General features: G+C 72.1%; 24 protein-coding genes. 12 read left to right on the top strand and 12 right to left on the bottom strand.

The annotated features are described in order from the left end of the window. The first annotated feature begins 116 nt into the window (after positions 1-116). The 4 genes from IH26_RS0101710 (at position 117) to IH26_RS0101725 (ending at position 6,927) form a co-directional block, all read left to right on the top strand. Positions 117-3,134 carry a P-loop NTPase family protein gene (locus tag IH26_RS0101710; protein WP_157436979.1) on the top strand — a complete coding sequence of 1,006 codons (3,018 nt, stop codon included), beginning with the start codon at positions 117-119 and terminating at the stop codon, positions 3,132-3,134. A 71-nt stretch (positions 3,135-3,205) separates the two neighbouring features. Next, positions 3,206-5,191, top strand: coding sequence for an amylo-alpha-1,6-glucosidase (locus tag IH26_RS0101715; RefSeq protein WP_034213205.1), 1,986 nt, complete (start codon positions 3,206-3,208; stop codon positions 5,189-5,191). Positions 5,192-5,201: 10 nt separating this feature from the next. Then, on the top strand, positions 5,202-6,134 hold the full coding sequence (locus IH26_RS0101720) for an aminoglycoside phosphotransferase/kinase family protein (protein ID WP_030434293.1): 933 nt from the start codon (positions 5,202-5,204) through the stop codon (positions 6,132-6,134). 22 nt (positions 6,135-6,156) lie between these two features. Then, positions 6,157-6,927: a PhzF family phenazine biosynthesis protein gene (locus tag IH26_RS0101725; RefSeq protein ID WP_030434294.1), complete on the top strand. Its 771-nt coding sequence runs from the start codon at positions 6,157-6,159 to the stop codon at positions 6,925-6,927. Here IH26_RS0101725 and IH26_RS0101730 read toward each other — a convergent pair. Together IH26_RS0101730 and IH26_RS0101735 are read right to left on the bottom strand one after the other, a co-directional pair. Then, positions 6,920-7,573 (bottom strand): response regulator transcription factor, encoded by a 654-nt coding sequence (locus IH26_RS0101730; RefSeq protein ID WP_030434295.1) that lies wholly within the window; start codon positions 7,571-7,573, stop codon positions 6,920-6,922. The two genes, IH26_RS0101725 and IH26_RS0101730, sit on opposite strands and share 8 nt — an antisense overlap. Positions 7,574-7,595: 22 nt before the next feature. Continuing rightward, positions 7,596-8,687 (bottom strand): sensor histidine kinase, encoded by a 1,092-nt coding sequence (locus IH26_RS0101735; RefSeq protein ID WP_030434296.1) that lies wholly within the window; start codon positions 8,685-8,687, stop codon positions 7,596-7,598. Between the two features lie 121 nt (positions 8,688-8,808). Here IH26_RS0101735 and IH26_RS0101740 point away from each other — a divergent pair, with 121 nt between their 5' ends. Beyond that, on the top strand, positions 8,809-9,336 hold the full coding sequence (locus tag IH26_RS0101740) for a hypothetical protein (protein ID WP_030434297.1): 528 nt from the start codon (positions 8,809-8,811) through the stop codon (positions 9,334-9,336). Here the strand turns inward: IH26_RS0101740 and IH26_RS0101745 are convergent. Then, on the bottom strand, positions 9,292-10,281 hold the full coding sequence (locus IH26_RS0101745; protein ID WP_030434298.1) for a DNA polymerase domain-containing protein: 990 nt from the start codon (positions 10,279-10,281) through the stop codon (positions 9,292-9,294). The genes IH26_RS0101740 and IH26_RS0101745 overlap by 45 nt on opposite strands. A 115-nt stretch (positions 10,282-10,396) precedes the next feature. Between IH26_RS0101745 and IH26_RS0101750 the strand changes: the two genes are divergently transcribed. Both IH26_RS0101750 and IH26_RS0101755 read left to right on the top strand, forming a co-directional pair. Beyond that, a complete protein-coding gene (locus tag IH26_RS0101750; RefSeq protein WP_034213208.1) occupies positions 10,397-10,975 on the top strand; it encodes a P-loop NTPase family protein in 579 nt (192 codons plus the stop codon). Between the two features lie 9 nt (positions 10,976-10,984). Beyond that, entirely contained in the window at positions 10,985-11,908 is a 924-nt protein-coding gene (locus tag IH26_RS0101755) for a phosphotransferase (RefSeq protein ID WP_051807224.1), read from the top strand. Here the strand turns inward: IH26_RS0101755 and IH26_RS0101760 are convergent. The 6 genes from IH26_RS0101760 to IH26_RS0101785 form a co-directional block, all read right to left on the bottom strand. Further along, positions 11,895-12,233, bottom strand: coding sequence for a hypothetical protein (locus tag IH26_RS0101760; protein ID WP_030434301.1), 339 nt, complete (start codon positions 12,231-12,233; stop codon positions 11,895-11,897). The two genes, IH26_RS0101755 and IH26_RS0101760, sit on opposite strands and share 14 nt — an antisense overlap. Before the next feature lie 99 nt (positions 12,234-12,332). Next, positions 12,333-13,217 carry a carbohydrate ABC transporter permease gene (locus IH26_RS0101765; RefSeq protein WP_030434302.1) on the bottom strand — a complete coding sequence of 295 codons (885 nt, stop codon included), beginning with the start codon at positions 13,215-13,217 and terminating at the stop codon, positions 12,333-12,335. Next, on the bottom strand, positions 13,214-14,107 hold the full coding sequence (locus tag IH26_RS0101770) for a carbohydrate ABC transporter permease (RefSeq protein ID WP_425394359.1): 894 nt from the start codon (positions 14,105-14,107) through the stop codon (positions 13,214-13,216). The genes IH26_RS0101765 and IH26_RS0101770 overlap by 4 nt, the downstream gene beginning before the upstream one ends. Positions 14,108-14,187: 80 nt before the next feature. Then, complete coding sequence (locus tag IH26_RS0101775; protein WP_030434304.1) at positions 14,188-15,456, bottom strand: ABC transporter substrate-binding protein; 1,269 nt, start codon at positions 15,454-15,456, stop codon at positions 14,188-14,190. Positions 15,457-15,573: 117 nt separating this feature from the next. Next, complete coding sequence (locus IH26_RS0101780; RefSeq protein WP_030434305.1) at positions 15,574-16,590, bottom strand: LacI family DNA-binding transcriptional regulator; 1,017 nt, start codon at positions 16,588-16,590, stop codon at positions 15,574-15,576. 76 nt (positions 16,591-16,666) lie between these two features. Beyond that, the gene (locus IH26_RS0101785) at positions 16,667-16,915 is read right to left on the bottom strand and encodes an SCO4226 family nickel-binding protein (RefSeq protein ID WP_030434306.1); all 249 of its coding nucleotides are present in this window, start codon (positions 16,913-16,915) and stop codon (positions 16,667-16,669) included. A gap of 123 nt (positions 16,916-17,038) precedes the next feature. On the opposite strand from IH26_RS0101785, the gene IH26_RS0101790 reads away from it, so the two are divergent. The 4 genes from IH26_RS0101790 to IH26_RS0101810 all read left to right on the top strand — a co-directional run bounded on the left by IH26_RS0101790 (position 17,039) and on the right by IH26_RS0101810 (position 22,851). Next, a complete protein-coding gene (locus tag IH26_RS0101790; protein ID WP_030434307.1) occupies positions 17,039-19,861 on the top strand; it encodes an ATP-binding protein in 2,823 nt (940 codons plus the stop codon). A gap of 590 nt (positions 19,862-20,451) precedes the next feature. Further along, entirely contained in the window at positions 20,452-21,066 is a 615-nt protein-coding gene (locus IH26_RS59385) for a hypothetical protein (RefSeq protein ID WP_157436980.1), read from the top strand. A gap of 44 nt (positions 21,067-21,110) precedes the next feature. After that, positions 21,111-21,458, top strand: a complete 348-nt coding sequence (locus IH26_RS0101805) for an MmcQ/YjbR family DNA-binding protein (RefSeq protein WP_030434310.1) — start codon at positions 21,111-21,113, stop codon at positions 21,456-21,458. Between the two features lie 1,192 nt (positions 21,459-22,650). Next, positions 22,651-22,851 carry a hypothetical protein gene (locus IH26_RS0101810; RefSeq protein ID WP_030434311.1) on the top strand — a complete coding sequence of 67 codons (201 nt, stop codon included), beginning with the start codon at positions 22,651-22,653 and terminating at the stop codon, positions 22,849-22,851. A 121-nt stretch (positions 22,852-22,972) separates the two neighbouring features. On the opposite strand, the gene IH26_RS0101815 is transcribed toward IH26_RS0101810, so the two are convergent. Then, complete coding sequence (locus IH26_RS0101815; RefSeq protein WP_030434312.1) at positions 22,973-23,785, bottom strand: LLM class flavin-dependent oxidoreductase; 813 nt, start codon at positions 23,783-23,785, stop codon at positions 22,973-22,975. A gap of 12 nt (positions 23,786-23,797) precedes the next feature. After that, positions 23,798-24,373 carry a TIGR03086 family metal-binding protein gene (locus IH26_RS0101820; protein WP_030434313.1) on the bottom strand — a complete coding sequence of 192 codons (576 nt, stop codon included), beginning with the start codon at positions 24,371-24,373 and terminating at the stop codon, positions 23,798-23,800. A gap of 45 nt (positions 24,374-24,418) precedes the next feature. Here IH26_RS0101820 and IH26_RS0101825 point away from each other — a divergent pair, with 45 nt between their 5' ends. After that, on the top strand, positions 24,419-24,838 hold the full coding sequence (locus IH26_RS0101825; protein ID WP_030434314.1) for a MarR family winged helix-turn-helix transcriptional regulator: 420 nt from the start codon (positions 24,419-24,421) through the stop codon (positions 24,836-24,838). Here IH26_RS0101825 and rnhA read toward each other — a convergent pair. Then, positions 24,818-25,273: a ribonuclease HI gene (gene rnhA / locus IH26_RS0101830; RefSeq protein ID WP_030434315.1), complete on the bottom strand. Its 456-nt coding sequence runs from the start codon at positions 25,271-25,273 to the stop codon at positions 24,818-24,820. The genes IH26_RS0101825 and rnhA overlap by 21 nt on opposite strands. Between the last annotated feature and the right edge of the window lie 147 nt (positions 25,274-25,420).

Raw genomic sequence — 25,420 nt, forward strand, 5'->3', positions numbered from 1 at the left:
GCGCTGGAGCACGTGGTCGGCCCACGGCTCCCGACCGGGCAGCTCGACCGATCCGCGAAGCCGGCCGGGTTCCTCGTGGGGCCCGGTCGGCCATACTGGGGGAGTGACGGGCCCCGATGAGACGTGAGGTGTCGGCCCGGCAGGTCAACATCGCCGGCGACGCCGCGACGCTGCTCGCCGTCCAGAATGGTGACCTGCATGTGCACCAGCGGATCGGCACGCATTTCATCGACGAGCTGTCGTTCGGCGCGGTCGCGGTGCCCTCCGGCGAGCAGCCGAGCCGGCTGCTCAACGCGGGCAACCGGGTCGTCCGCTTCATCGGCCGGGAGCAGGAGCTGGCCGAGCTGACCGGGTGGCGGGAGAGCGGCGCCGCGATGGCCGTCCGGCTGGTCCACGGTGGCGCGGGGCAGGGCAAGACCCGGCTGGCGCACCGATTCGCCGAGCTCGCGCACGCGGCCGGGTGGATCACCGTACGGGCCCGGCACAGCCGCGACGCCGTGGTGCAGCCGGTGGCGGTGGCCGCCGGGAACGCCCTGGTGGAGGTGAAGCCGCTGCTCGTGCTGGTCGACTACGCCGAGCGCTGGCCGCTGTCCGACCTGCTGGCGCTGCTGCTCGACCGGCGCCTGCACGCCGGCCGGGCGCTCCGGGTGCTCCTGCTGGCCCGGCCGCTCGGCGCCTGGTGGGACGCGCTGACGTACCGCCTCTCCGAGGCGCTCGGGGTGCGCGCCGACAGCACCGAACTGGCCGCGTTCGACACCGCCCGGATCGGCCCGCGGGAGGTGTTCGAGGTCGCCCGCGCGTGCTTCGCGACGGCTCTGGGCATCGCCGAGCCCGGTCATCCGGCGCCCGAGCTCGAAGGCTCCTTCCTGACCGTGCACATGGCGGCCCTGGCCCAGGTCCTGGCCGTCCGGCACGGCGAGACACCGCCGACGGATCCGGCTCAGCTCTCGGCGTACCTGTTGTCCCGGGAGCGCAGCCACTGGCAGTCGATGTACGACAACGACCGGCGCGTCGAGTCCACCCCGCAGGTGCTGGGCCGGGCGGTGTACGTGGCCGCGCTGACCCGCTCGCTCGACTACGCGTCCGCCGTCCCGGTGCTGAAGGCGGTGACCGTCGCCGACGGTGCCGAGGACGCCAGTCGAGTGCTCGGCGACCACGCCATGTGCTACCCGCCGCACGATCCCGGGACGGTGCTGGAACCGCTCTACCCGGACCGGCTGGCCGAGGACTTCATCGCGCTGCAGACCCCGGGTCACGCGATCGGCGAGTTCCGGCCCGACCCCTGGGCCGGCGGCGCGCTCGCCGCGTTGCTCGCCCACGACGCCCGCAGCGCCGGCACCGCGCTGCCGCTGCTGATCGAGTCCGCGCGCCGGTGGCCCCACCTTGCGGCGAACCAACTGCTGCCGGTCCTGCGGGAGCGGCCCGAGCTCGCCGTCCGGGCCGGGGCGGCGGCGCTGTCGGCGATCGCCTCCGCCCCGACGATGCCGCTGGACGTGCTGGTGGCGATCGAGTCCGCGTTTCCCGCCGAGCCACCGGCCGATCTGCACGCGGGCGTCGCCGCGATCACCGAGCGGCTCGCGACCGAGCTGGCCGGCCACACCGACGATCCGGGGCGCGCGGCCGCCCTCGCGCTGAAGCTCGGCTGGCGCCTGCTCGACTCCGGCCGCGTCAAGGACGGCATCGCCCTGCTCACCGAGGCGGCGGCGATCGCGCGGCGGCTGGCGGCCGGCGATCAAGCCGCGCACGTCGCCCAGTTGGAGCTCGCCCTGCGCAGCCTCGGCCGCGCCCACGCCCGCGCGAAGGACTGGGCGCCGGCCGCCGAGGCGCTCGGCGAGGCGGTCGGGCTGTGGGCCGACAACGGGGGCCGGTGCACGCCGCCGTCGGAGGACGTCGCCAGTTGCCTGGCCGATCTCAGCCTCGCGCTGTGGCACCAGGGCCGCGGCGCGTCCTCGCTGTCCACCCGGCATCGGGCGATCGCCCAGCTGCGCCGCCTGGTGGCGGTCGACGGCCGGCACCGGACGACGCTGATCCGCGTGCTGGTGCAGCAGGCGGACCAGCTACGCCGCGGCGACCGCAACGAGGACGCCCTCGACGCGCTCGACGAGGCCCTGGAGCTGCTGAAGGCGGTCGCCGGAAGCGCCGGCTCGGGGCTCGAGCTGGACTTCGCCGCGACCCTGCTCGGGCGGGCGAAGACGCTGCAGTCACTCGACCGGCTCGAGGAGGCCGAGTTCGCCGCCTCGGGCGCGGTGACGGTGTTCCGGCGGCTGGCCGAGGTGAACGTCCGCTACGACCACGACCTGGCGCAGGCCCGCCAGGTGCAGGCGGACGTGCTGGCCGGGCGGTCGCGGTGGCGGGAGGCGCTCGACGCGCAGGCCGAGACCGTCGCCATCCACCGCCGCCTGGCCCGGATCAGCGCGGAGTGGCACGGGCTCGGCCTCATCCGCGCGCTGATCCGGTTCGCCGGCATCTGCCGCGACGCGGGAACCCGGACCGAGGCGGCCCTCGGCGCCCTGGACGAGGCGATCGAGATGGCCCGGGCGCCCCGGTACCAAAGCGTTCGGGACCGGCTGATCCTGACCGCGCGGGCGATCGGCGCCGACCTCCTCGCCGCGGCCGGCCGCCACCAGGAAGCGGACGCGATGCGCCGGACGGCCCAGCAATCGCCGCAGCCCGATCAGCCGACGCCGGGCGATCTGGCCCAGGTGGCGCGCTCGATCGGCAAGCTCCACCCGCAGATAGCCCGAGCCCGGCTGGAGAACCACTTCCGCTCGAAGGAGATCGCCGCCCTGATACTCGCGATGAGGCCGCAGGGCTACTGGCTCCATGTCGTGTTGGACGGGTTCGAGCGGACCCGGCGAGCGGCGGTCGTGAAGTGGCTCGTGCAGGACGTCGCCCTCCTGGACGACCCGGTGGTCACGCGGTACGTGGTCCAGCTGCTGCGGGGTCACGACACCCTGAGTATCGCCCGGTTCCTCGGCTGGGCGGCTCCGGTGGTCGCGGCCGTCGTCCTGGAGAACGTGAGTAGCTACACCGCTTGCCAGGTCATGCCATTCGTCGAGCCGGCGCGCATCGCGGCGATCATCCGCGAGCTCGGCTACGACCCGCGGGTGGAAATCCTCCGCGAGGATGGCTAGCCCTTTTCGGCGCCTTCGTTGGCGTCGCGCACGCCCGGCACGGCCATCAGCCCGATCACGAGGGGAACTCCATGAACCGGCTACAGCCGCTGCTGCACGACCTCGTCGCCACCATCGCCGCGCCCACCACCGTGCTGGCCGGCCCCGACGGGCAGATCCGCGCGGCCGGAGTGCAGGGTGCCTACCACGGCGACGCCCGCGTGCTCTCCGCGGCGGTGCTGCGCCTCGATGGCCGCGAGACCGAGCCGATCGGCCACGCGAGCGCCGGCGCCGGCACCACCCACTTCGTCTCGCTGGCCCGCTGGCTCGGCGACCCCGGCCCCGACCCCACCCTGCGCGTCGAGCGCACCCGCACGGTCACCCCGGGCCGAATCGACGAGCGCATCACCCTCACCTCGACCGCGTCGGCGCAGGTCAGCACCACCGTCACGGTCGAGCTGGCGGCCGACCTCGCCCCGATCGAGGTGGTCAAGAGCGGCGGCCGGGCGGCACCCCTGCCCGCGTCCACGGCCGACGGCGTCCTCATCTGGAAGCGCGACGACATCACCGTCACGGCCACCGCCGAGCTGAACTGGCCGGTCACCCTCGCCCCGGGCACTTCCCAAACCTTGACCTTCACCGTACGGGCGGACGACCCGGCCGCCGTGGTGCATCCGCCCGTCCGGGCCCGCGACTGGAGCGCCGCGCGGGTCAGCTCCGGCGACCAGCGTCTGGGCCGGTTGGTCGCCCGTTCCCTCGACGACCTCCAGGCGCTGCGGCTCACCGACGGCGAGGACACCTTCCTCGGCGCCGGGGTGCCCTGGTTCCTCACCCTGTTCGGTCGGGACAGCATCTGGGCGGCCCGCATGCTGCTGCCCCTGGGTACCGACCTGGCCGCCGGGACGCTGCGGGTCCTCGCCCGCCGCCAGGGCACCAAGGTGGACCCGGCCTCCGGCGAGGCGCCCGGCAAGATCCTGCACGAGCTGCGCCGGCAGGAGTTCGTCCTCGCCGGCGGCCCGCACCTGCCGGCGACGTACTACGGGACCATCGACGCCACCCCGCTCTGGATCAGCCTGCTGCACGACGCCTGGCGCTGGGGACTCGCGGAGGCGCAGGTCGCCGCGCTGCTGCCGCATCTGCAAGCCGCACTCGACTGGCTCGCCGGCGACGCCGACCCCGACGGCGACGGCTTCCTGGAATACCTCGACACCAGCGGACACGGCCTGGCCAACCAGGGCTGGAAAGACTCCGGCGACGCCGTACGCCACCACGACGGCCGGCTCGCCGAACCGCCCATCGCGCTGGCCGAGGTCCAGGGATACGCCCACCGCGCCGCCCTGGACGGCGCCGCCCTGCTCGACGCGTTCGGCCGGCCCGGCGCCGACCGGTGGCGCGATTACGCCGCCGTCCTTGCCGACCGCTTCCGCGCGAAATTCTGGGTCGACGGCGGCTACCCGGCCCTGGCCCTCGACCGCGACAAACGCCCCGTCGACTCGCTCACCAGCAACATCGGCCACCTGCTCGGTACCGGCCTCCTCGACCCCGCGGAGGAACGAGCCGTCGCCACCGTCCTCGGCGGCGACGCCATGTCCGGCGCCTACGGGCTGCGCACCATGTCCACCGGTGACGCGGGCTTCGCGCCGCTGTCCTACCACTGCGGCTCGGTCTGGACCCACGACACCGCGATCGTCGCCGCCGGGCTCGCCCGGGCCGGCTTCCCCACCGAGGCCACCACCCTGATCGACGGGCTCCTGACCGCCGCCGAGGCCTTCGACTACCGCATGCCCGAACTGCACGCCGGAGATGCGCGCGCCGCGTACGCCCGGCCCATGCCCTACCCCGCCGCCTGCCGGCCGCAAGCCTGGTCGGCCGCCGCCGTCGTCCTCCTGCTGCAGACCATCCTCGGCCTGGAACCCGACGTACCCAACGGCCGAGTCCGGCTGAACCCGCTACCCGGCTCGCCGTTCGGCCCGGTCACCGCGCGCGGCCTGCAGATCGCCGGCCACGCGATCGACGTCACCCACGGCACCGACACCACGATCACCGGCCTCCCGGCCGCGCTGTCGGTCCACCGGTAGTTTCTCCGGCATGGTCCCTGAGTGGCTGGTGTCGTGGTGTCGTACCCACCTGGGCGCGGTCCCGGCCGACGTGCTGCACGAGTCGGCGCACATGTCCGAGGTCTACGGCGTACGCCTGACCGACGGGCGCGAGGTGGCCGTGAAGGCCCGGCCCGATCGGAGCGGTCGCGAGGCCACCTGCGTCGAGGTGCAGCGCTTCGCCGTGCTCAACGGCTATCCGGCGGCCGCGCCGCTGACCGGGGTGACGCTGCACGGCGGCAAGGCGGTGCACGCCGAGGAGTGGCGGCCCGGCGGGGACACGCGGCGGGGCGACGATCCGGCGACCGCCCAGGCGTTCGCGGCGCCGCTGGCCCGGCTGGTCGACCTGGCCGCCGACATCGAGGTGGGTGGGACGGAGCCGGGCGCGGTTGAGCCGCCGCTGCCCAACCCGGAGTGGACCCGCTGGGACCACGACGAGCCGGGCGTCTGGCCGCGTATCCCGTACCTGGACGGGTACGACCACTCCCGGGTGCCGGGGTTCGTGGTCGAGGCCGGCGAGCGGCTGCGCGACCGGCTCGCCGGGATCTACCTGCCGCGGGTGCTCGGCCACGCCGACTGGGAGTCGCAGAACCTCCGCTGGCACGGCGACACGCTCTGGGCGGTGCACGACTGGGACAGCCTGGCCTGGCTGCCCGAGGCCGCGATCGCCGGGGCCGCCTCCGGCGCGTTCGCCAGCCATGCCGAGCCGACGCTCGCGCCGGTCGCGTCGTCGGCGGCGTTCCTGGAGGCGTACCAGCGGGCGCGGCGGCCGTTCACCGCCGAGGAGATCGAGGTGGCCTGGGCGGCGAGCCTGTGGCCGGCGCTGCACAACGCGCGGGCCGAGGCGCTGCGTGGGAGCACGCCGATCGCCCTGGACGCGGTGGCCTCCCAGGCCGTCGATCGGCTACGGCTGGCCGGGGCCTGAGGGGCGACCGTACGATTTTCTCGTGCTCACCGTTGTCCACGCCTGCCTGCGGGACGGCCGCGGCGGTAGCCCGACCGCCGTGCTCGACGAATCGGCGATGTCCGATGAGGAGCGCCGGTCGGCGCCGGGGCGGGCCGGGGCGTCGCATGCGGTCTTCGTGGCGCCGGACGGGGGTGTCCGGTTCTTCACCGCCGAGGGCGAGTTGCCGGCGTGCGGGCACGGGACCGTGGCGGCGCTGGCGCTGCTCGCCCAGCGGACGGGCCGGTCGGAACACCTGCTGCGCGTTTCCGGCCGTACCTTCTGGGGTCGGGCGATTCCGATCGGGGACGGCCTGTTCGACGCCGCCTTCGACCCCGGGGCGATCACGATTCGCCCACCCGATAAATCAGAAATGTCGGAAATAGGCGCGATGATCAAGGCGACCGGAAACGCCTGCGTCGCCACGCTCGGGCGGCCCCGGATGCTCCTCCCGATCGCCGACCGGGAAAAGCTGGCGGCGCTGCGGCCCGACATCGACCGGTTACGAGCGGCGACGGATCGATTCGGCCTGCTCGGCTGCTATGTCTACACGGTTCCGGATGCCGAGGGCCGCGCCGCCGCCCGCATGTTCGCCCCGTCGATCGGCGTCCCCGAGGACATCGCCAACGCCAACAGCACCGCCTGCCTGGCTGCCCACCTCGGCACCGACCTGCGCGTCGACATGGGCGACAGCCTCGGCAGCCCGGCCACGGTCACCGCCTCGGCCCAGCCCGACGGCAGCGTCCTGGTCGGCGGGATCGCGGCGATCACCTGACCAGGCCGTCCTCGAAGGCGATGATGACCAGCTGGACCCGGTCGCGGACGCCGAGCTTCGCGATCGCCCGGGTGATGTGCGTCTTCGCGGTCAGCGGGCTGATCACCAGCTCGCGGGCGATCTCCTCGTTGGACAGGCCGGTCGCGACCAGCTGTACCACCTCCCGCTCGCGGTCGGTCAGTACCGCCAGGCGATCGCCCCCGGCGGCGGCCGCCGGCACCGGCCGGTGCGCGAACTGGCCCACCACCCGGCGGGTCACGCTCGGCGAGAGCAGCGCGTCCCCACCGGCCACCACCCGTACCGCCTCGCGCAGTCGATCCGGCCCGATCTCCTTGGTGAGGAAACCGCTGGCCCCGGCCGCGAGCGCCGCGAACACGTACTCATCGGTCTCGAAGGTCGTCAGGATGACGATCCTTGTCGCCGGCAGCTCGGTCAGGATCAGTTTCGTGGCGGTGATGCCGTCCATGCCGGGCATCCGGATGTCCATCAGGATCACATCCGGTCGCAGCTGCCGCGCGGTGCGGACCGCCTCGTCGCCGGTGGACGCCTCGCCGACGACCGCGATGTCCCGGTCGCGCCGCAGCAGGCTGCGGAACCCGGCGCGGACGAGGTGCTGGTCGTCGGCGAGGAGGACGGAGATCGTCATCGGGGTGCCCTTCGCGTTGCGGTCACGCTGTGATCGGGATGGTTGCCCGTACGGCGAAACCGGTCTTGCCCGGACCGGCCGTGAGCGCACCGCCCAGCGCGGCCACCCGCTCCCGCATGCCGGAGATGCCGTGGCCGTCGGCCATCGGGCCGGCGCCCGACCCGTCGTCCTGCACGTCGACGACCACACTGGCCGGCGCGTAGCGCACGGTCACCGTCACCCGGCTCGCCCGCGCGTGCCGCACGGTGTTGGTCAGCGACTCCTGCACGACGCGGTAGACCGCGGTCGCGACCGGCGCGGGCACGTCGGCCCGGTCGCCGAACTCGTTGAGCGACACCTCGATGCCCGCCGCCCGCACCTGCTCGGCGAGCCGCTCCAGGCCGTCCAGGTCGTCGATCGGCGCGCCCTCGCGCAGCACGCCGACCAGCGACTTCAGGTCGGTCATCGCGCGGCCGCGCACCTCCTGGGCGAGCCGCAGCGACTCGCGCGCCTCGTCCGGGTCGGAGTCGAACGCGTCGAGCGCCACGTTCAGGTGCACGCCCACCACGGCGAGGGTGTGCGAGACGACGTCGTGCAGGTCGCGGGCGATCTCCACCCGCTCCTCCGCCCGGCGGCGGCGGGCGTCGATCTCCCGCTCGTGCTCGTCCTGCGCGAGCCGGTGCGCCACCTCGTCGCGCCAGCGCGCCGTGTTCCGGTACGCCGTCGCGGCGGCCAGCAGCGCGGCCATCCACAGTGTCTCGCCGCCGACGTGCGCGAGCGCCCAGGTGCCGCCGGGGTGCCGCAAATCGACGAAGCCGTCCCACAGGAAGCCGTACAGCAAGGCCACGCCGACGGTGATCGTGGCAGCCCGCAGGCGCCCGCCGAGCGCGAGCACGACGGCCGCGACGCTGGCCGGCCAGACCCAGCCCGATCCGATCAGCAGGGCGCCACGCGCGACGACGACGGTCAATATCGACACGATCAACACGGTCAGCGGCCACCGCCGCACGAGGAGGACGAACACGGCCAGCAGAATGGCCAGCGCCATGGTGATCTCGGTGTGCAGGTTTCCGCCGGTGATCGCCAGTCCGGCCGGAACCCCGACGAGAGTGAGGGCAACAGCGATTTTCGTCATGCCCCGGACGCTAATTTCGGCCGGGGCGGGCCCGCGTCGTCCCGCGGTCGTCACTGTCATCGACGCCTCCCGACTACCCGCGTACACCTTTCGGTGTAGCCGACATCGATAAGGTAGCCGGGTGACCGCCGCGGAACTACTCGCCCTTTCCGGACGCTTTCCGCTCGCGCCCGGCCTCAGCGATGACGAATTGACGGCCATCGAGCGGGAGTTCGGTTTCTCGTTCGCCGCCGACCACCGGGCATTCCTCGCCGGCGGCGTCCCGTGCGGCCGCGGCTGGCCGGATTGGCGCACGCCTGATCGAGGCGCGCTGCGATCGCTGCTGGCGACGCCGATCGAGGGCGTGCTCTACGACGTCGGACAAAATTCCTTCTGGTACGAGGGGTGGGGCCCCCGCCCGCACTCGTCCGCCGACGCGGTCGTCGCCGCCCGCCGCCACCTGATGACCGTCCCCCGCGTGATCCCGGTCTACGCCCACCGCTACCTGCCGGCCGGCCTGGCCGGGCACCCGGTGCTGTCGATCTATCAGACCGACGTCATCACGTACGGCAATGACCTGCTCGACTGGCTGAACCGGGAATTCGGCCTGGGCTCGCCGGCCGCCTCAGCCGTCCGCCCCAGCGTCGCCTTCTGGCGCGACCTGCTCTGACGCGCGCTTGGCCCGGGCCCGGCGCTTGCCCTCGTGCATGGCGGCAACCCGGGCGACCGGGACGGTGTGTCCCTCCGCGACCAGCCCCGGGTCGAGCGGCTGCGGCCCCGGCATGCTCTCGGCCCAGGGGTCCCGGTCGCCGAGCAGGCCCGGCGCGGTGCGGATGGTGAAGTCCTCCGGCGTCACGTCGTCCAACTGGTCCCAGGCGAGCGGGAACGAGACCCGCAGATGCGGCCGGATCCGCGGGCTGTACGCGGCCACCACGGTCGCGCCGCCCGAGCGGGTCGCATCGAGGAACACCTTGCCGTGCCGGTCCTCGCGGATGAACGCGGTCGTCGCCAGCGCCGGGTCGAGCCGCTCGGCGCGGGCCGCCACCGCCCGGGTCGCCGCGGCCACGTCCTCCGGCGCGGACTTCCCGTCCAGCGGTACGAAGACGTGCACGCCCTTGGAGCCGCTGGTCTTCACCGCGCCGGCCATGCCGATGTCGTCGAGCACCTGCTTGATCAGCCGAGCCGCCGCGACGACGGCGCCGAAGCCGCCGCCCTCCGGCGGATCCAGGTCCATGATCAGGTGAGTCGGGTGGTGGTCGCCCGCGTGCGTCAGCGCCGGGTGGTACTCGATGGCCCGCTGGTTGCCGAACCAGATCAGCGTCCGCCGGTCGTTGCACAGCGCGTAGCTGACATTCCGGTGCGAGGCCTCGGCCCACACCTGGGCGCGCGGCACCCAGTCGGGGGTGTACTTCGGGAGGTTCTTCTGCATGAAGGCGTCCTGCCCGCGCAGCAGCCGGATCACCGACAGCGGCCGGTCGTGCAGCACCGGCAGGATGCGCCCGCTGACCGCGTCGAGGTAGTCGATGAGGTCGCGCTTGGTCGCCTCGGCGCCGTCGAACAGCTCCTGATCGAGGTTGCTCAGCGAGACGCCGTCCCGCTCCTCCTTGTCCGCCATGGCCCCATCCTCGCGGATATCGGGTGAAGGCGCGGCCCGACGCCCGCTACGGTCGGCGGATGACCGGGAGTCTTCGTGTGCGGTCGCACCAATTATCGATTCGCGCGGGCCGGCCGTGACGCTGCTGGGCGCCGCCGACCCGCTGCCGCTCGCCCCGCGCCGGGTGCTCGTGGCCGGCACCTCCGGATCCGGCAAGACGACGCTCGCCGCCCGGATCGCGGCCGTGCTCGACGCGCCGCACATCGAGATCGACAGTCTCTTCCACGGGCCGGGCTGGGTGAAGCGCCCCTCGTTCGAGGACGACGTCCACCGCTTCAGCGCCACCCCGGCCTGGGTGACCGAGTGGCAGTACGGCTCGGTGCGGGACCACCTCGCTGACCGGGCCGACCTGATGGTGTGGATCGACCCGCCGGTGGCCACGGTCATGCGGCAGGTCGCGTGGCGCACCCTCGTGCGCCGCCTGCGCCGGCAACAGCTGTGGAACGGCAACACCGAACCGCCGCTGTGGACCGTCCTGACCGACCGCGAGCACATCGTGCGCTGGGCGTGGCAGACCCGCGCCACGACCGCAACCCGCGTCGAGGAGCTGCGGATCCGCCGCCCGGATCTGCCCATCGTCCGCCTCCGCGGCCACGCCGCCGCCGACCGGTGGCTGAGCGGCGCCCTCCGAAAGGCCTCAGAGTGGAGCCTCTAGGCTCGTCCCGTGGAGTGGGCGGCGCTGGGGCTCGGGCGGGTGCGCGACTGCCGCCCCATCGCCACCGGCGTCATGAACCAGAGCTGGCGCCTCACCACCGACGCCGGGGTCTTCGCGGTCAAGCGCCTCCGCGACCGCACCCCCGACGAGGTCCGGGTGGTCAACGAGCTGCTGCCGAGGCTGGCCGGCGAAGGCTTCCCGGTGCCCACGCCGCGCGGCGATCCGGTGCGCATCGGCGGCGATTGGTACACCGCGACCGCCTGGCTCGACGGCGTACACCCGGAAAACGCGACCCTGCGTGAGGATCTCGGAGACCTGGTCGGACGCCTGCATGTCGCGTTGGCGACGCTCTGCCCGCCGGCGCCGAGGCGCCTGCCCGACGTCCCGGAAAATCCGTTCAAAAGCATAAAAAAGCTTGCGGTGTACGCCGGAAGGCCGCCGGCCGACGATTTCGATCGTTGCGCCGCCGAGGAGATCGAGTGGCGTCGCGAGATGTTGGCCGAGTTGGCCGATCAGCGGCCCGCCGACGCGGAGCTCGCGCCCTGCGGCTGGACCCACGGCGACCTGCAGCCGTTCAACCTGCTGGTGGACGCGGACGGGCGGGTCTCCGGCATTCTCGACTGGGATCGGCTCGGCGTGCGCCCGTACGGCCTCGAGGTGGTCCGGACCGCGACGATCATGTATGGCCATGCGCTGGATCGGATCGCCGCGTTCGTCGCCGGCTATCGCGCGCAGGTCCCGATCGGCGACGCCGAGCTGGCCGACGCCGCGGACCGTCGATGGTGGACGCTGCTCACCGAGACGTGGCAGCTCGAGCGGCACTACGAGCACGACGACCGGAGCGGCGACCACCTGCTCGCCCGGCGCGGCGACTATCTGCGCTGGTGGACCGCCCACCGCTCGGAGGTCACCGCGGCTCTCACAGCCGGCTGATCGCGGCGGCCGGCAGGACCATCAGCAGGGTCAGCACGATGTAGCCGCCGCCGAGGCCGAAGCGGCGGTTCTTGGTGGCGAGGACCGCGGCCGCGAACGGGCCGAGCAGCGTGCCGAAGGCGGCCAGGTCGAGCACGTCGTCGGTGCGGCCGGGGCCGGTCAGACCGTAGACGACCAGCAGCGGCACGGCCACCAGCCAGGCCAGCGTGATCGCGATCAGTTTCAGGTGCAGGTGGGTACGGCGCGGGGCCTCGAGCGGGTCTTTCCGCAGCGCGAAGTCCATCCGTGCGGCGAAGCCCTCGGCCGGCTGGTCTTCGGTGGTCACGAGTTCGACCCTATTGGTCCGGGCCGGTTCGCGCCTCCTTCGCTACGGGCAATTCACCCGTCCCGGCACGCCGTTACCGACGTGCCGGGCGAGTCTTTATCAGCTCTTGACCGAGCCCGCCATCAGGCCGCCGATGAACCAGCGGCCGAGCAGCACGTACACGATCAGGGTGGGCAGCGACGTGATCAGCGCGCCGGCCATCGAGGCGGCGTAGTCCGGGGACTGGGCGCCGGCCAGCGCGTTGAGCGCGATCGTGATCGGCCCGTTCCGGGTGTTGGAGAGGAAGATCGCGAACAGGTAGTCGTTCCACGCCGAGGTGAACTGCCAGATGATCGTCACGACGAAGCCGGGGATCGAGATCGGCAGGATGATCCAGCCGAACGTGCGCAGCAGCCCCGCACCGTCCACCCGGGCCGCCTCGACCAGTTCCTCCGGCACCGTGGTGGCGTAGTAGTTCCGGAAGATCAGCGTGCAGATCGGGATGCCGTAGATGCAGTGCACGAACACCAGGGTGGGGATGCCCGGCGCGATGCCGATGGTGGTGACGATCTCGCGCAGCGGGATCATCACGGCCTGGTACGGGATGAACATGCCGAACAGGATCAGCGTGAACACCACGTCGGCGCCGGGGAAGCGCCACCGGGACAGCACGAAGCCGTTGGCCGCGCCGATCACCGACGAGATCAGGGCGACCGGGATGGCCAGCTGGAAGGTGCGAAAGAACGAGTCCCGCAGCGACGACCACGCCTTGACCCAGGACGCCGTGGTCCAGTGGTCGGGCAGGTTCCACTGGCTGGTCACGCCGATGTCGCCGCCGGACTTGAAGCTGGTCACGATCAGCACGTACAGCGGCATCAGCACGATCAGCAGGAACAGGATCGCCAGCGCGTACTTGACGATCGAACCCGGTCCGAACGGGCGGCGGGTCTTGCGCCGCGGGGCGAGCGATTCGACCGCGGCGGGCGGAGCGGCAACCGTGGTCATGAGTTCTTCTCCGCCCGGTTCGTGTAGATCAGGTAGGGGACGATGACCAGCGCGACCAGCACGAGCAGCACGATCGAGATCGCCGCGGCCTTGGCGTAGTCGCTGGTCAGCAGCGTCTGCCAGACGTATACCGCGGGCACCTCGGTGAGCCACTGCGGGCCCGAGACGCTCATGATCAGGTCGAACATCTTCATCGACATGTGGCCGATGATGATCAGCGCGGACAGCGCCACCGGGGTGAGCTGCGGGAAGATCACGTTCCGGTACAGCCGGTAGGTGCTCGCCCCGTCGACCGCGGCGGCCTCCTTGAGTTCCGCGGGGATGCCGCGGAACCCGGCGAGGAACAGCGCCATCACGTACCCGGAGAGCTGCCAGATGGCCGGCATGGCCATCGCCGCCATGCCCCAGTTCGGGTTGGTCCACCACTTGTTCTGCAGGAAGTCGAGGTGCATCGCGGCGAAGAGCCCGTTGATGCCGCCCGCGCCGTCACCCTCGACCGGGTTCATCAGCCAGCGCCACACCACGCCGGAGGCGACGAAGCTGACCGCCATCGGGAACAGGTAGACCGTTCGGAAAAAGCCCTCGGCGCGTACCCCTCGTTCCAGCAGGAACGCCCAGAGCAGGCCGAAGAACATGGTCCCGACCAGGAAGACCACCGTGAAGATGAGCAGGTTCTTCAGCGAGTGGGTGAATCGGTCCTGGATGTCGTTGGTGAACAGGTTCTGGTAGTTCTTGAGCCCGACGAAGCCCTTCGACCCCAGCGCGTCGTGCTGGTCCGAGACGGACAGCTTCGTGGTCCACGCGATCAGGCCGTACACGAAGACGGCGAGCAGGATGAGCGAGGGGGAGAGCAGGAGCAAACCCGGTCCCCAGTGCCTCAGGCGGCGCATCAGGGCTCCTTCTTGAATGCACCCCGGGCGGGACGGCTGTTGGCCGCCCCGCCCGGGATCCGGATCAAAGAATTACGTGCTTACTTGCCGAACTGGGCAGCCGCCGCGGCCATCGCCGACTGCAGGGCGGCGATGTCCTGCTTGGTGGAGAAGGCGCCGAGCGCCGAGTTCGCCGCGCCCTGGAAGCCCTGCGAGCAGGCCGAGCCGTGGGCGCAGGACGGAACCTGCTTGAAGGTCTTCCAGTCGGCCATCGCGGCCTGCTGGTACTTCGGGTAGTCGGCCGGGCTCGCGTCGGTACGCGCCGGGATCGAGCCCTTCTTGGTGTTGAACGCCTTCTGGCCGTCGGCCGAGCCGACCGTCTTCAGCCAGCACTTGGTGCCGTCGACGTTCTTGGCGCCCTTCGGCAGCACGAACGAGTCGGCGAGCCACTGGTAGGTCTGGCCGTTGCCGGGGAAGGTGAACCAGCCGTAGTCGGCGAACTTCTTCGCGTCCATGTCGGCGGCTTCCCAGTCACCCATCAGCTGGTACGCGGCCTTGCCGTCCATGACCAGCTTCTCCGCGTCGGTCCAGTCCAGGGCGTCGCGGTCGGTGTTGGTGTAGGACAGCAGCGTCTTGAAGTCGGTGACGCCCTTCGTGACGTCCGCGCCCTTCCAGTCGGTCGAGCCGTTCCACAGGCCGATGAACTTGTCCGGGCCCAGGTCGGTGATCAGCACCGACTCGAGCAGCATCAGCATCGTCCAGTCCTTGCCGACGGCCAGCGGGGTCTTGATGCCCTTGGCCTTCAGCTTGTCCAGGTCGGCGATGAAGGTCGCCAGGTCCTTCGGGTCCTCGGTGATGCCGGCCGTGGCGAGGACCTTCTTGTTGGTCCACACGACGTTGGCCCGGTGGATGTTCGCCGGCACCGAGTAGATCTTGCCGTCGATCGTCAGGTTGTCGATCAGGCCCTGCGGGAACGCGGTCTTCAGGCCCCAGGTCGCGTAGTCGGCGCTGAGGTCCTCGATCTGACCGGCCTTGATGTAGTCCTTCAGCTCGGCGCCGGCGTGCGCCTGGAAGGTGTCCGGCGGGTCGTTCGTCTGCAGGCGGGAGGCGAGGACCTGCTTGGCGTTGGCGCCCGCGCCACCGGCGACGGCGCCGTTCACGAACTCCTGGCCGGCACAGTCCTTGCCGAACTGGGCGACGAGGCCGTCGAGACCGGCCTTCTCACCGCCGTCGGCCCACCACGTGAAGACTTCCACCTTCTTGGAGCCGGACCCGCCACTGCTGCTGTTGTCGCTCGACCCACAGGCCGTGGCCGTCAGCAGAGCGGCGACTCCGACAGCGGCCACAACGGCCCGTCGAGTGAAGCGCATAGGTATCTCCCATCGAGAGATTGACATCGTTGTCAAATACGTCGGGGAGTACCGTGCCGTCTGGACCGCGCACGTGTCAACGGCTGTTTCCGTGTCGTTACCAGCGGACCTATGTGGTCAGTGCGGTGAACGTTCACCCGAGCCGCGGGCAATGATCGACGTCGAGATGACGATCGTGCGAGCCGGGCCAGTATGCCCGCTGATCCGCTCGTACGCGAGCCGCGCGGCCTCCCGCCCGATGGCGGTCGAGTCGTGCGCGACCACTGTGGTGCCGAGGAGGTCGGCGAGATCGAAGTCGTCGAATCCCACCAGCGCCGGGAGGGTTTCCTGGTCACGCAGGGCGCGCAGGGCGCCGGTGGTCAGCCGGTTGTTGGTGGTGAAGATCGCGGTGGGTGGTGGGTCCAGCGCGAGAAGTTCTCGTACGGTTCGTTCCGCGTGGCGTACATCATGCACATCCGTCCGCAGATACGGCTCCCAGGCGTCGTTGCCGGCCGCCCGCATCGCGCCCACGAACCCGTCGATCCGGCCCTTCTGCGGGGCCATCCGCCGGAGGTCGGACACCAGGGCGATGCGCCGGTGCCCGCCGGCCAGCAGATGCTCGCCGGCCGAGCGGGCCCCGCCGGCGTTGTCGATCAGCACCGCGTCGGCGGCGAGACCGTCCGGCGGCCGGTCCAGGAACACGAACGGCACCCCGCGGTTGCCCTCGATCGCCAGGTACTCGTGGTCGTCGGCGCTCGGGATCACCAGCAGGGCCCGGACCCGCCGCTCCAGGAACGCGTCCACCAAGCTGCGCTCGAGCTCGCCGTCCTCGTCGTTGTTCGCGGTGATCAGCAGCAGGCCGTGCTGGCGCAGCTCGCGCTCTATCCCGCTGGCCACCGCCGAGTAGAACGGGTTGGCCAGGTCGCCGCTGACCAGCCCGACCAGCGAGCTGGTGGCCCCCCGGCGCAGCTCGCGGGCGATCCCGTTGAGGCGGTAGCCGAGCGAGTCGGCGGCGTCGCGCACCCGCCGGCCGGTGGAGGGTGCGACGTTCGGCTCGCGGTTGAGCGCCCGGGAGGCGGTCTTGAGGCTGACCCCGGCGAGCGCGGCCACCTCGGTCAACGTCGGCCGGCGGACGTTCGCATCGTCGGCGGGCATGGCGCTCCGAGGTCTAGGACGGTGGGAACCGCCCCCAGTATGACATCGATGTCGCCGTTGCCTACCAGGAGCGTTGTCAGACTTCCGCGGTCAATTCGTATACCTCGGTCGTCGGGTGGCCGGCGCGCTCGTGGACGCGCATGACCGCCTCCTTGCTCGGGGCCGTGCTGAGGCAGAAGACCTTGCCCGATTCCGGGTCGAGCCAGGCCCGCTCGAAATGTACGCCCTCCTCGCCCTCGATCTTCAGGTCGGCCTCGTGGGCGTCGGCGAGCTGCTCCGGGGTGACGCCGATGAACCCGTTGTGCACGTCCATGAATTTCGCCACGATCCTGCTCCTTCTCGTTCGCTTGCGGTCGGTCTCGTCGGTGTGAAGACTGCCGGGCCGCGGGCAGTCGGACATCGGTCATTGCACCTAGGGAGACCTGCTCCGATGACCTAAAGTCGCGGCGTGGACAGCGCGCTGAGCAGTCCGGTCCTGGTCGGGCGGGACGATCTGGTCGCGCTCGCCGACCGGCGGCTCGCGACCGCGGCGGAGGGGCGCGGCGAGCTGTTGTTCCTCGCCGGCGAGGCGGGGATCGGCAAGAGCCGGCTGCTCGCCGAGATCGTCCGGCGGGCCGCGGGCTTCACCGTGATCTCGGTGGCGGCGTCGCCCGGCGATGCCGAGGTGGCCGGCGGCCTGCTCGCCGATCTGGCGGCCGAGCTGCGGCACTGCGCGGCGATCGCCGAGGTGGGTGACCGGGTGTCCCGGCGGCTGCGGGAGTTCGCCGACGGTGACGCCGAGCGTCAGCGCCGCCTGCTGGTGTCCGACCTGACCGACATGATCGCCGTGGCCGCGTCCGGGCCACTCCTGGTAGCGATCGAGGACCTGCACTGGGCCGACGACGTCACCCTCGACGTGCTCGGGCGGCTCGGCCGGCGGGCGCCGTCGCTGCCGTTGCTGCTGGTCGGCACGTACCGCAGCGACGAGCTGTATCCGCGGGTGCCGATGCGGGCGTGGCGCGCCCGGCTGCTGACCCAGCGCTACGCCGAGGAGGTGCGGCTCGCCCGGCTCAGCCTCGCCGACACGAGCACGATGGCGGCCGCCATCACCGGGAGTGCGCTGCCGGGCGCGGTGACCGGGGCGGTGTTCGCGCGCAGTGACGGCATCCCGCTGCACGTCGAGGAGTTCCTGGCGGCCCGGGAGAGCGTGCCGGACACGCTGGCGGACGCGGTGCTGTCCCGCGCCGAACAGCTCTCCGCGGGCGCGCGGGCCTTGGCCGGAGTGGCGTCGGTGCTCGGCCGCTCGTTCGACCTGGACCTGCTGACCGCCATTACCGGCGACGGGCCGGCCGCCGTCGACGAAGGCCTGCGGGAATTGACCGAGCGTTTCTTCGTGCGGCCGCGTCCCGATCGGTCGACGTTCGACTTCCGGCACGCGCTGATCCGGGAGGCGCTGTACGGCGACCTGACCCCGCATCGGCGCCGGGAATTGCACGCCCGAGCCGCGGCGGCCGCCGTTTCCGCGTCGTTCCCGGCGGCGTTCGTGAGCGACCAGTACGAGCGGGCGGCGCAGCCCGATCCGGCGTACCGATACGCGATGACCGCGGCGATCGAGGCGGCCGGAATGTCGGCGCATCGCGAGGCGGTCGAGCTGTATCGCCGGGCCGAGCGAACCGCACCGGCGACCCTGCCGGCCGCGGATCGGGCCGCGCTGCACACCGCGCTGGCCGCGGAATTGGCGGCGGTCGACGACAACGAGGGCGCGGCCGCCCATTTCGAGTCGGCGTACCGGCTGCGGCTGCGACTCGACGATCCGCTCGCCGCCGCGGCGCTGGTGCCCAACTGGGTGGCCGCGCGGCACCTGCTCGGCGCCGGGCTGGACGAGCGGGCGGCGATGCTGCGCGGGGCCCTGCCGCTGATCGCGTTCCGCGCCGACGGCCCGGCGCAGGAGGTGCGCGCCGACATCCACGCGGCGCTGGCGGCGGCGTACATGCTGGACCGGCGCCTGGCCGAGGCGATCGAGGACGGCGAGACGGCCCGCTCGATCGCCGTCGAGGACTGCGACCGGGCGATGCGCTGCAACCTGGACGCGACGCTCGGCTCGGTGTTCCTCTTCGCGGGCCGGCTGGACGAGGGCGTGGCGCTGCTCGAGGGCTCGATCGCCCGGGCGCAGGACTGGCGGTTCGAGGGGCAGTCAGCACGCGGCTACCGGATGCTCGGGTCGAGCATGTCGATGCTGGTCGAGTACGAGCCGGCGTTGCGGTGGCTGACCGAGGGGATTGCGTACGCCGACCGGGCCGAGCAGTTCAACGACCGCAACTACCTGACCGCCCACCTCGGCCACGTCCTCTGGGCGACCGGCGACTGGGCGGGCGCGGAGGCGGCCGCCCGCCAGGCCCTCGCCGACGGCGGCGGCAGCATCACCACCCGGATCACCGCGCTGCACGTGCTCGGCTTCGTCGCGATGGGCCGGGGCGGGCTGGCCACCGCGGCCGAGCACCTGGGCGAGGCGGCCGCGCTGGGCGCCGGGATGCGCGAGCTGCAGCGGGTGTCGCCGGCCTGGTGGGGGCTGGCCGAGGTGGCGCTGCAGAGCGGAGATCTCGGCACGGCGATCGACCGGTGCGAGGAGGGGTTCGCGGCGTCGGAGCGGGTGCGCGATGCGGCTTATCTGTTTCCGTACGTGCTGACGGGGGTCAGAGCCCATCTCAACCGGTCGGGCAGTACGGCGGCGCGGGAGTGGCTCAAGCGCAGCGGCGAGCTGATCAGGGAGCGGGGGATTCCGGGGACGCTGGGTGCGCTGGTGCATGCCGAGGGCTTGGTGCACCTGCACGAGGGGCAGACCGGGAAGGCGCGCGACGAGCTCGGTCGGGCGGCCGAGTTCTGGCGCGGCCGGCGGCGCTTCTGGGAGGGCACGGCCGCGCTGGTCGACCAGGCCCGGTGCGCCGCCCGCAGCCGTCGGCCGACCGAGGCCGCGGCCTTCATGAAAAACGCCAAGGAGTCGTACGCTCGGGGCGGCGCGCCGATTCCCGCTCACCTGTTGTCCCCCGATGCTTCGGCATCGCCCGTCTCACCACCCATTTCTGATTTATCGGTTATGCATTCTTTGTCCGCTTTGTCAGCCCGGGAGTTGGAGGTGGCGCGGTTGGTCGCGGCCGGGATGACGAACCGGGAGATCGCCGCCGAACTCACCATCGCCCCGAAGACCGCGGCCGCGCACGTCGAGCACATCCGCACCAAGCTGGGCGTCTCCCGGCGCGCCCAGATCGCCGCCTGGGTGGCCGGGCTCGGCTGAACCGCGTTCCTTCGATCGGGGTACGTCAAACGGGCAATAGCTGTTTGTCGATCAATCTGCCCACAATCAGCCCCATGACGGCTCCCGGCAACTCAGCTCTGGTCATCAGCCTGATGGCCGTCTTCGTGGCCTGCGCGGCCTACGCCATCGGCCGCTTGCACCAGAGACGCCAGACGGACCGCGACCGGGAGGACGCGTACCAGGAGGGGTACGACAACGCCGCACGCCGCACGTTCAGCCTGGCAGCGCATTTGGTGGCCCGCCGCCGAGCGGCCCGCTCCGATGTGGATCCACTCGCCGGTGACCCTTCGCCGGTCGGTCCTTCACCCGCCTCCGTCCTGCCCACTTCCGACCTGCCTGCTTCTGTCCCGCCCACTTCCGCTCTGCCCACTTCCGCTCTGCCCACTTCTGCGCTGCCCGCTTCCGCTCTGCCCGCTTCCGCTCTGCCCACTTCTGCGCTGCCCGCTTCTGCGCTGCCCGCTTCTGCGCTGCCCGCTTCTGCCCTGCCCACTTCTGCCCTGCCCGCATCCGCTTCCTCGCCGCCTGGAACGGCATACCCGGACAGCGCCGCCCCACTCCGGCGACCGGCTGTGCCACGGCCGACCGCCCGCCATTCGCGGCCCCCCTCGGAGTACAACGCGACCTCGCTCGGCTTCCCGGTCCCGCCACCCGCGCCACCCCAGATCATCGGCGAGCCGGCCGCGTTCGGCGGGGTCGTCTACCGCCCGTTCCCCGACCCGCGCCTGATCGGCAACTCCGAGCCCCTACCCGCCGACCGAGGCCCCCGGCACGGCGTGCCGTACCCGCGTTCGCACCCCTCAGTTCCCGCAGCACCCAACTCGGCGACCCCCTCCACCGCGGCGACCCCCTCCACGGCGGCGGCATCCACTGCGGCGGCGCCCGCGCCCACGGCGGCGCCCGCGCCCACGGCGGCGCCCGCGCCCACGACATTCACCGCGACGCCCGCGTCCACGGGGTCCACTGCGGCGACCGCCTCCGCGACCGAACCGTCGACCGTGGCGGCGGAGGGCGAGCCGGCGTCGACCGGGCGGCACACCGTGCCCGACGAGTTGGTGCGCTCGGCCACCTATCGGCTGCCGGCCGACCGGGTGTTCCGGGCCAAGGTTCCGGAGTCGACCGACCGCCCCACCCTGCCCGAGGAACCAACCACTCGGATCTGGGTTCCCAAGCCCCGTCAGTCCTGATCAAGCGGCGAAAGGTTGTCGTACCCCCGGCGTACCTTTCCGGCATGGTCACCGTCGACGAGGTGCGCAAGGTCTGTCGCGACCTGCCGCGCAGTGAGGAACATCTGATCCGCGACCGCGTCAAGTTCCGCGTGGGAAAGATTGTCTACGTCGCCTTCTCCCGCGACGAGACAGTCATGGGCTTCGGCTTCCCCAAGGAGGAGCGCCTGGCCCTGGTCTCCGCCGACCCGGGCACCTTCCACCTGCCACGCCAGTCCGACCTCCGGTTCAACTGGGTCCAGGCCTGGATGTCCGAGCTGACCGAAGACCAGATGACCGAGTTGGTCCTAGACGCCTGGCGCATGGTAGTCCCGAAAAAGGTGTGGTCGGCCTACCTCCCACGCCTGGCATAACCGCCGCAGCGCCCTCCCGTCGCACCCTCAGGGGCTGGTGTTGCGCCCGTGGCCCCTCTCGCAGGGCGCGGGCCGCGGTTGGCATTCGCGGCCGGCGGCATCTCTCGGGGGCATAGTCTGCGGCGGCGTTGCGCCCGCGGCACTTCTCGCGCGGCACCGTCGGGCGGCTGGCGTTGCGGCCCGTGGCACCTGCCCACGCGGCGCGGCCTGCGGTTGGCGTTGCGGCCTGCGGTTGGCGTTGCGGCCCGTGGCACCTGCCCACGCGGCGCGGCCTGCGGTTGGCGTTGCGGCCTGCGGTTGGCGTTGCGGCCCGTGGCACCGCGGGACGTGGTTCGGGCTCGGCGGGTCACGCGATAGGCGGGAATGACCGGCGTAGCGGCTGATCGGGTGCGAACCGCGTGTACTGTGCCGTCGCCGGTGTCGCAGCCGGCGGCCGTCCCGAAGGCGGCCCGGCTCGGTGACCCCGGGAGGAACGGTGCGGGACGACGAGGACGTTTCCACGGCGCCGACGATTCCCGCGCCGCGACCAGCGGCCGGCGAGACGATTGCTCCGCTTGCTGGCGAGACCGTAACGCCGCTTGCTGGCGAGACCGTAACGCCGCTTGCTGGCGAGACCGTAACGCCGCTTGCTGGCGAGACCGTAACGCCGCCCTCATGCGAGACCACAACGCCGTCTGTTGGGCCGACCATCGCCACTGCCCTCCCAGCGCCGCCGTGGGTGAACGGCGTTGCCCCGATCGGGCAAGCCGCCTTGCCGGTGACATCGGCCTATGCCGTGCCGGGTGCGGGGGGCGCCGCAGGCTGGCTCCAGCCCGCAAGTAACAGATCGGCTGGCTGGCCGCCCGCCGGCAACGGATCGGCTGGCTGGCCGCCCGCCGGCAACGGATCAGTTGGCTGGCCGCCCGCCGGCAACGGATCGGCCCGCTGGCCGCCCACGGCCAGCGGGCCGGCTGGCTGGCGGCCTGCTGGTAACGGATCGGCGGACTGGATGCCCACAGCCAACGGGCCGGCTGGCTGGCGGCCCGCTGGTAACGGATCGGCGGACTGGACGCCCGCAGGCGACGGACACGTTGGCTGGCCCGCGGCCAACGGACCGGCCGGCTGGCCGCCCGCGAGCTACGGGCCACCCAGCTGGCCCGTCCCCGCCCGCGCGCCCGAAACGCGCCCCGCCCGCCAACTGGCCCGCGCGGTTGTGGCGGTCGTCGCGGTCCTCCTCGCCGCCTTCGCCGTCCTTCTCGTTGTGGTCGCCCAGCACGGCCAGGACGCCCGCCGCGGTTCCGGCAACGGCATTCAAGTGATGGGCACCCCGCACCCGGCCGTCGCCGAGCATCACGGCGGCACCGCCGTCCTCGCTCTCAAACCGCACGAAGGCGACGAGAGGGCCCGCGCCTAAGAACGAGAGGGCCGGAGCCTAAGAACGAGAGGGCCGGAGCCTAAGAACGAGAGGGCCGGAGCCTAAGAACGACAGCGCCTACGCCTCAGAACAAGAGGGCCGGAGCGTAAGAACACGCCGCTCATGGGCTTGGTGGGCCGGCCGCGATGCGGGACCGGATCTCGGCCAGCCGATCGCCGGTGTGGTCGGGCATCTCCCAGCGGGTCTCCATCCACCACGTGCAGCCCGCGTCGGCCCAGGGCTTGACCAGTGACGCGGCCTCGGCGGGGTCGTCGGCCGGCGTCTCGCCCTCGGAGAGGATGTCCAGGTCGGGGGACGCGCCCTGCGCATCCAGCCACGCACGCATCTCGACGACCGCCGACGTGCTCGGCTCGTGGCCCGGGATCACGCCGTCGCACCGGAGCACCCGGCGCATGGATTTCGGGCGCGGCCAGATGGCCACCACCCAGATGGGAATGCGCTCCTGCACCGGGTGGACGGCCGTGGCCGCGGCGTCGCTGTGGACCTCGTAGTGGTAGTGCTCGCCGTGGTAGGACCGGTCGCCCGACCACAGGCCGCGGATCAGGTCGATGCCCTCATCCATCATCGACGCCCGCAGCCGCAGGTCGGTCGGCTCGCCGGTGACCGGCAGGTCGTCGGTGACCGCGCCGACCCCGATCGCCAGCGTGGCCCGGCCGCCGGAGAGCTGGTCGAGCGTGGCCACCTGACTCGCCACCTTCCACGGGCGGCGCCACGGCAGCGGCGTCAGCATCGTGCCCAGGCGGACGCGGGTGGTGCGGACGGCCATCGCGGCGAGCAGCGACCAGGCATCAACGCCGTAGCCGGCCTCCCACACATACACCCCGTCCCACCCCGCCCGCTCGGCCTGGACGGCCAGCTCGAGCTGCTCGGGGGCGGTGCCGCCGGGGAGGATCACACCGAACCGAAGAGTCATGCGTCCTTGCTATCAGGACCCTCCGACAATTTTGCGCCCCAGCCGCAGCAGGATCTCGGTGAGCGGCTCGGCATCCGCGGGAACGGGCAGTGCGGGAGCAAACGCGGCGCCCGGCTCCAGGCGCAGCGGCCCGTCCGGCACGGCCCGCGCCAGCGGCAGCGTCGCCTCCACGACAGAAAGAGGCAGCTCGAGCGGCACCCCGAGGGCGGTCGCCACGTCCCACCCGTGCACCACGTAGTCGACCAGGTGGAACCCGATCGCGACCCGCCCGGGGAACGGTTGCGGGCTGATCTCGGGGAGCGACACCGGCCGGTCGAGCGCTCCCGGCACCGCGAAGGCGGCCATCACGAGCTCGGCGGATGCGGCGTACGTGCGTACGGAATCGGGAAAGCGACCACCCGGCGGCATCTCCCACGACCCGGACCCGGCAAATCCCTGGTTTTGCACCGTCATGTGCGCGAGCAGCGTCCCGAGATCCCACCCCTCGCACGGGGTCGGGCGGGAGAGGTCGGCAGCGGTCAGGCCCGCGACCAGCCGGACGGTCTCGCGGACGGCCACGGCGTCGGCGGCGATCAGATCAGTATGCATACGCTTATCATCTACATGCGCTTACGATTCCGCAAGGGTAGGAGGATGCCGGATGTGGCGGACAACGAACGGGCCGATCTCGGCGCGATGGTCATGCGGCTGGGGCGCCGGCTGGTGGCCATGGAGCAGCCGATCCTGGAGCGGCACGGCGTGACCATGTGGGCCTACGTCGTGCTGACCGCGCTGCGGGACGGGCCGGCCCGCGCCCAGGCGTCGCTGGCCGCCGCGATCAACGCGGACAAGACCCGCCTCATCCCGGTCCTCGACGACCTGCAGAAACGCGGTCTCATCGAGCGCGAACCGGACCCGGCCGACCGTCGCGTGCGCCTGCTTGGCCTCACCCCCGAGGGGCGCCGGCTGCAACAGGCGGTTCAGGCCGAGATCAGGGCGGCCGAGGAGGTCATGCTTTCCAAGATCAAAGACCAGGCCGCTTTCGTACGGGCGTTAGGCGAGCTGTCGGCCTAACGCCTCCTGCAGGCCCCGGGCGGCGAGGCGGTCGGCCCGCTCGTTCTCCGGGTGGCCGGCGTGGCCCTTGACCCAGTGCCACTGCACGTCGTGCCGCACCACCGCGGCCTCCAGCCGCTGCCACAGGTCCACATTCTTGACCGGCTGCCGCCCCGCGGTCATCCAGCCGTTCGCCTTCCACTTCGGCAGCCACTTCGTGATGCCGTTCCGCACGTAGGTGCTGTCGGTGTAGAGCTTGACCGTCATCGGCGCCCGGGTCAGCGCCTCGAGCGCGCTGATCGGCGCCAGCAGCTCCATCCGGTTGTTCGTGGTGGAGTCGGCGGTGCCGCCGCACATGTCCTTCTCCTTGCCGCCCCAGCGCAGCACGGCGCCCCAGCCGCCGGGGCCCGGGTTGGGCGCGCACGCCCCATCGGTGTAGATCTCCACCACGGTCATGCTGTGCCCTCCTCAGGCATGCCCTTCTGGCCCTCGCCGACGGCCTGGGCGCGTAACTTACCGAAGTGCCGCTCCGCGCAGGCGGTCACGCCGGCCACCCTACCGAGCGGGCAGAGTGAGGTCGGCCATCCCGGGGCCGCCCTCAGC

It is taken from the genome of Actinoplanes subtropicus, assembly GCF_000721705.1.
GTDB lineage: Bacteria > Actinomycetota > Actinomycetes > Mycobacteriales > Micromonosporaceae > Actinoplanes > Actinoplanes subtropicus.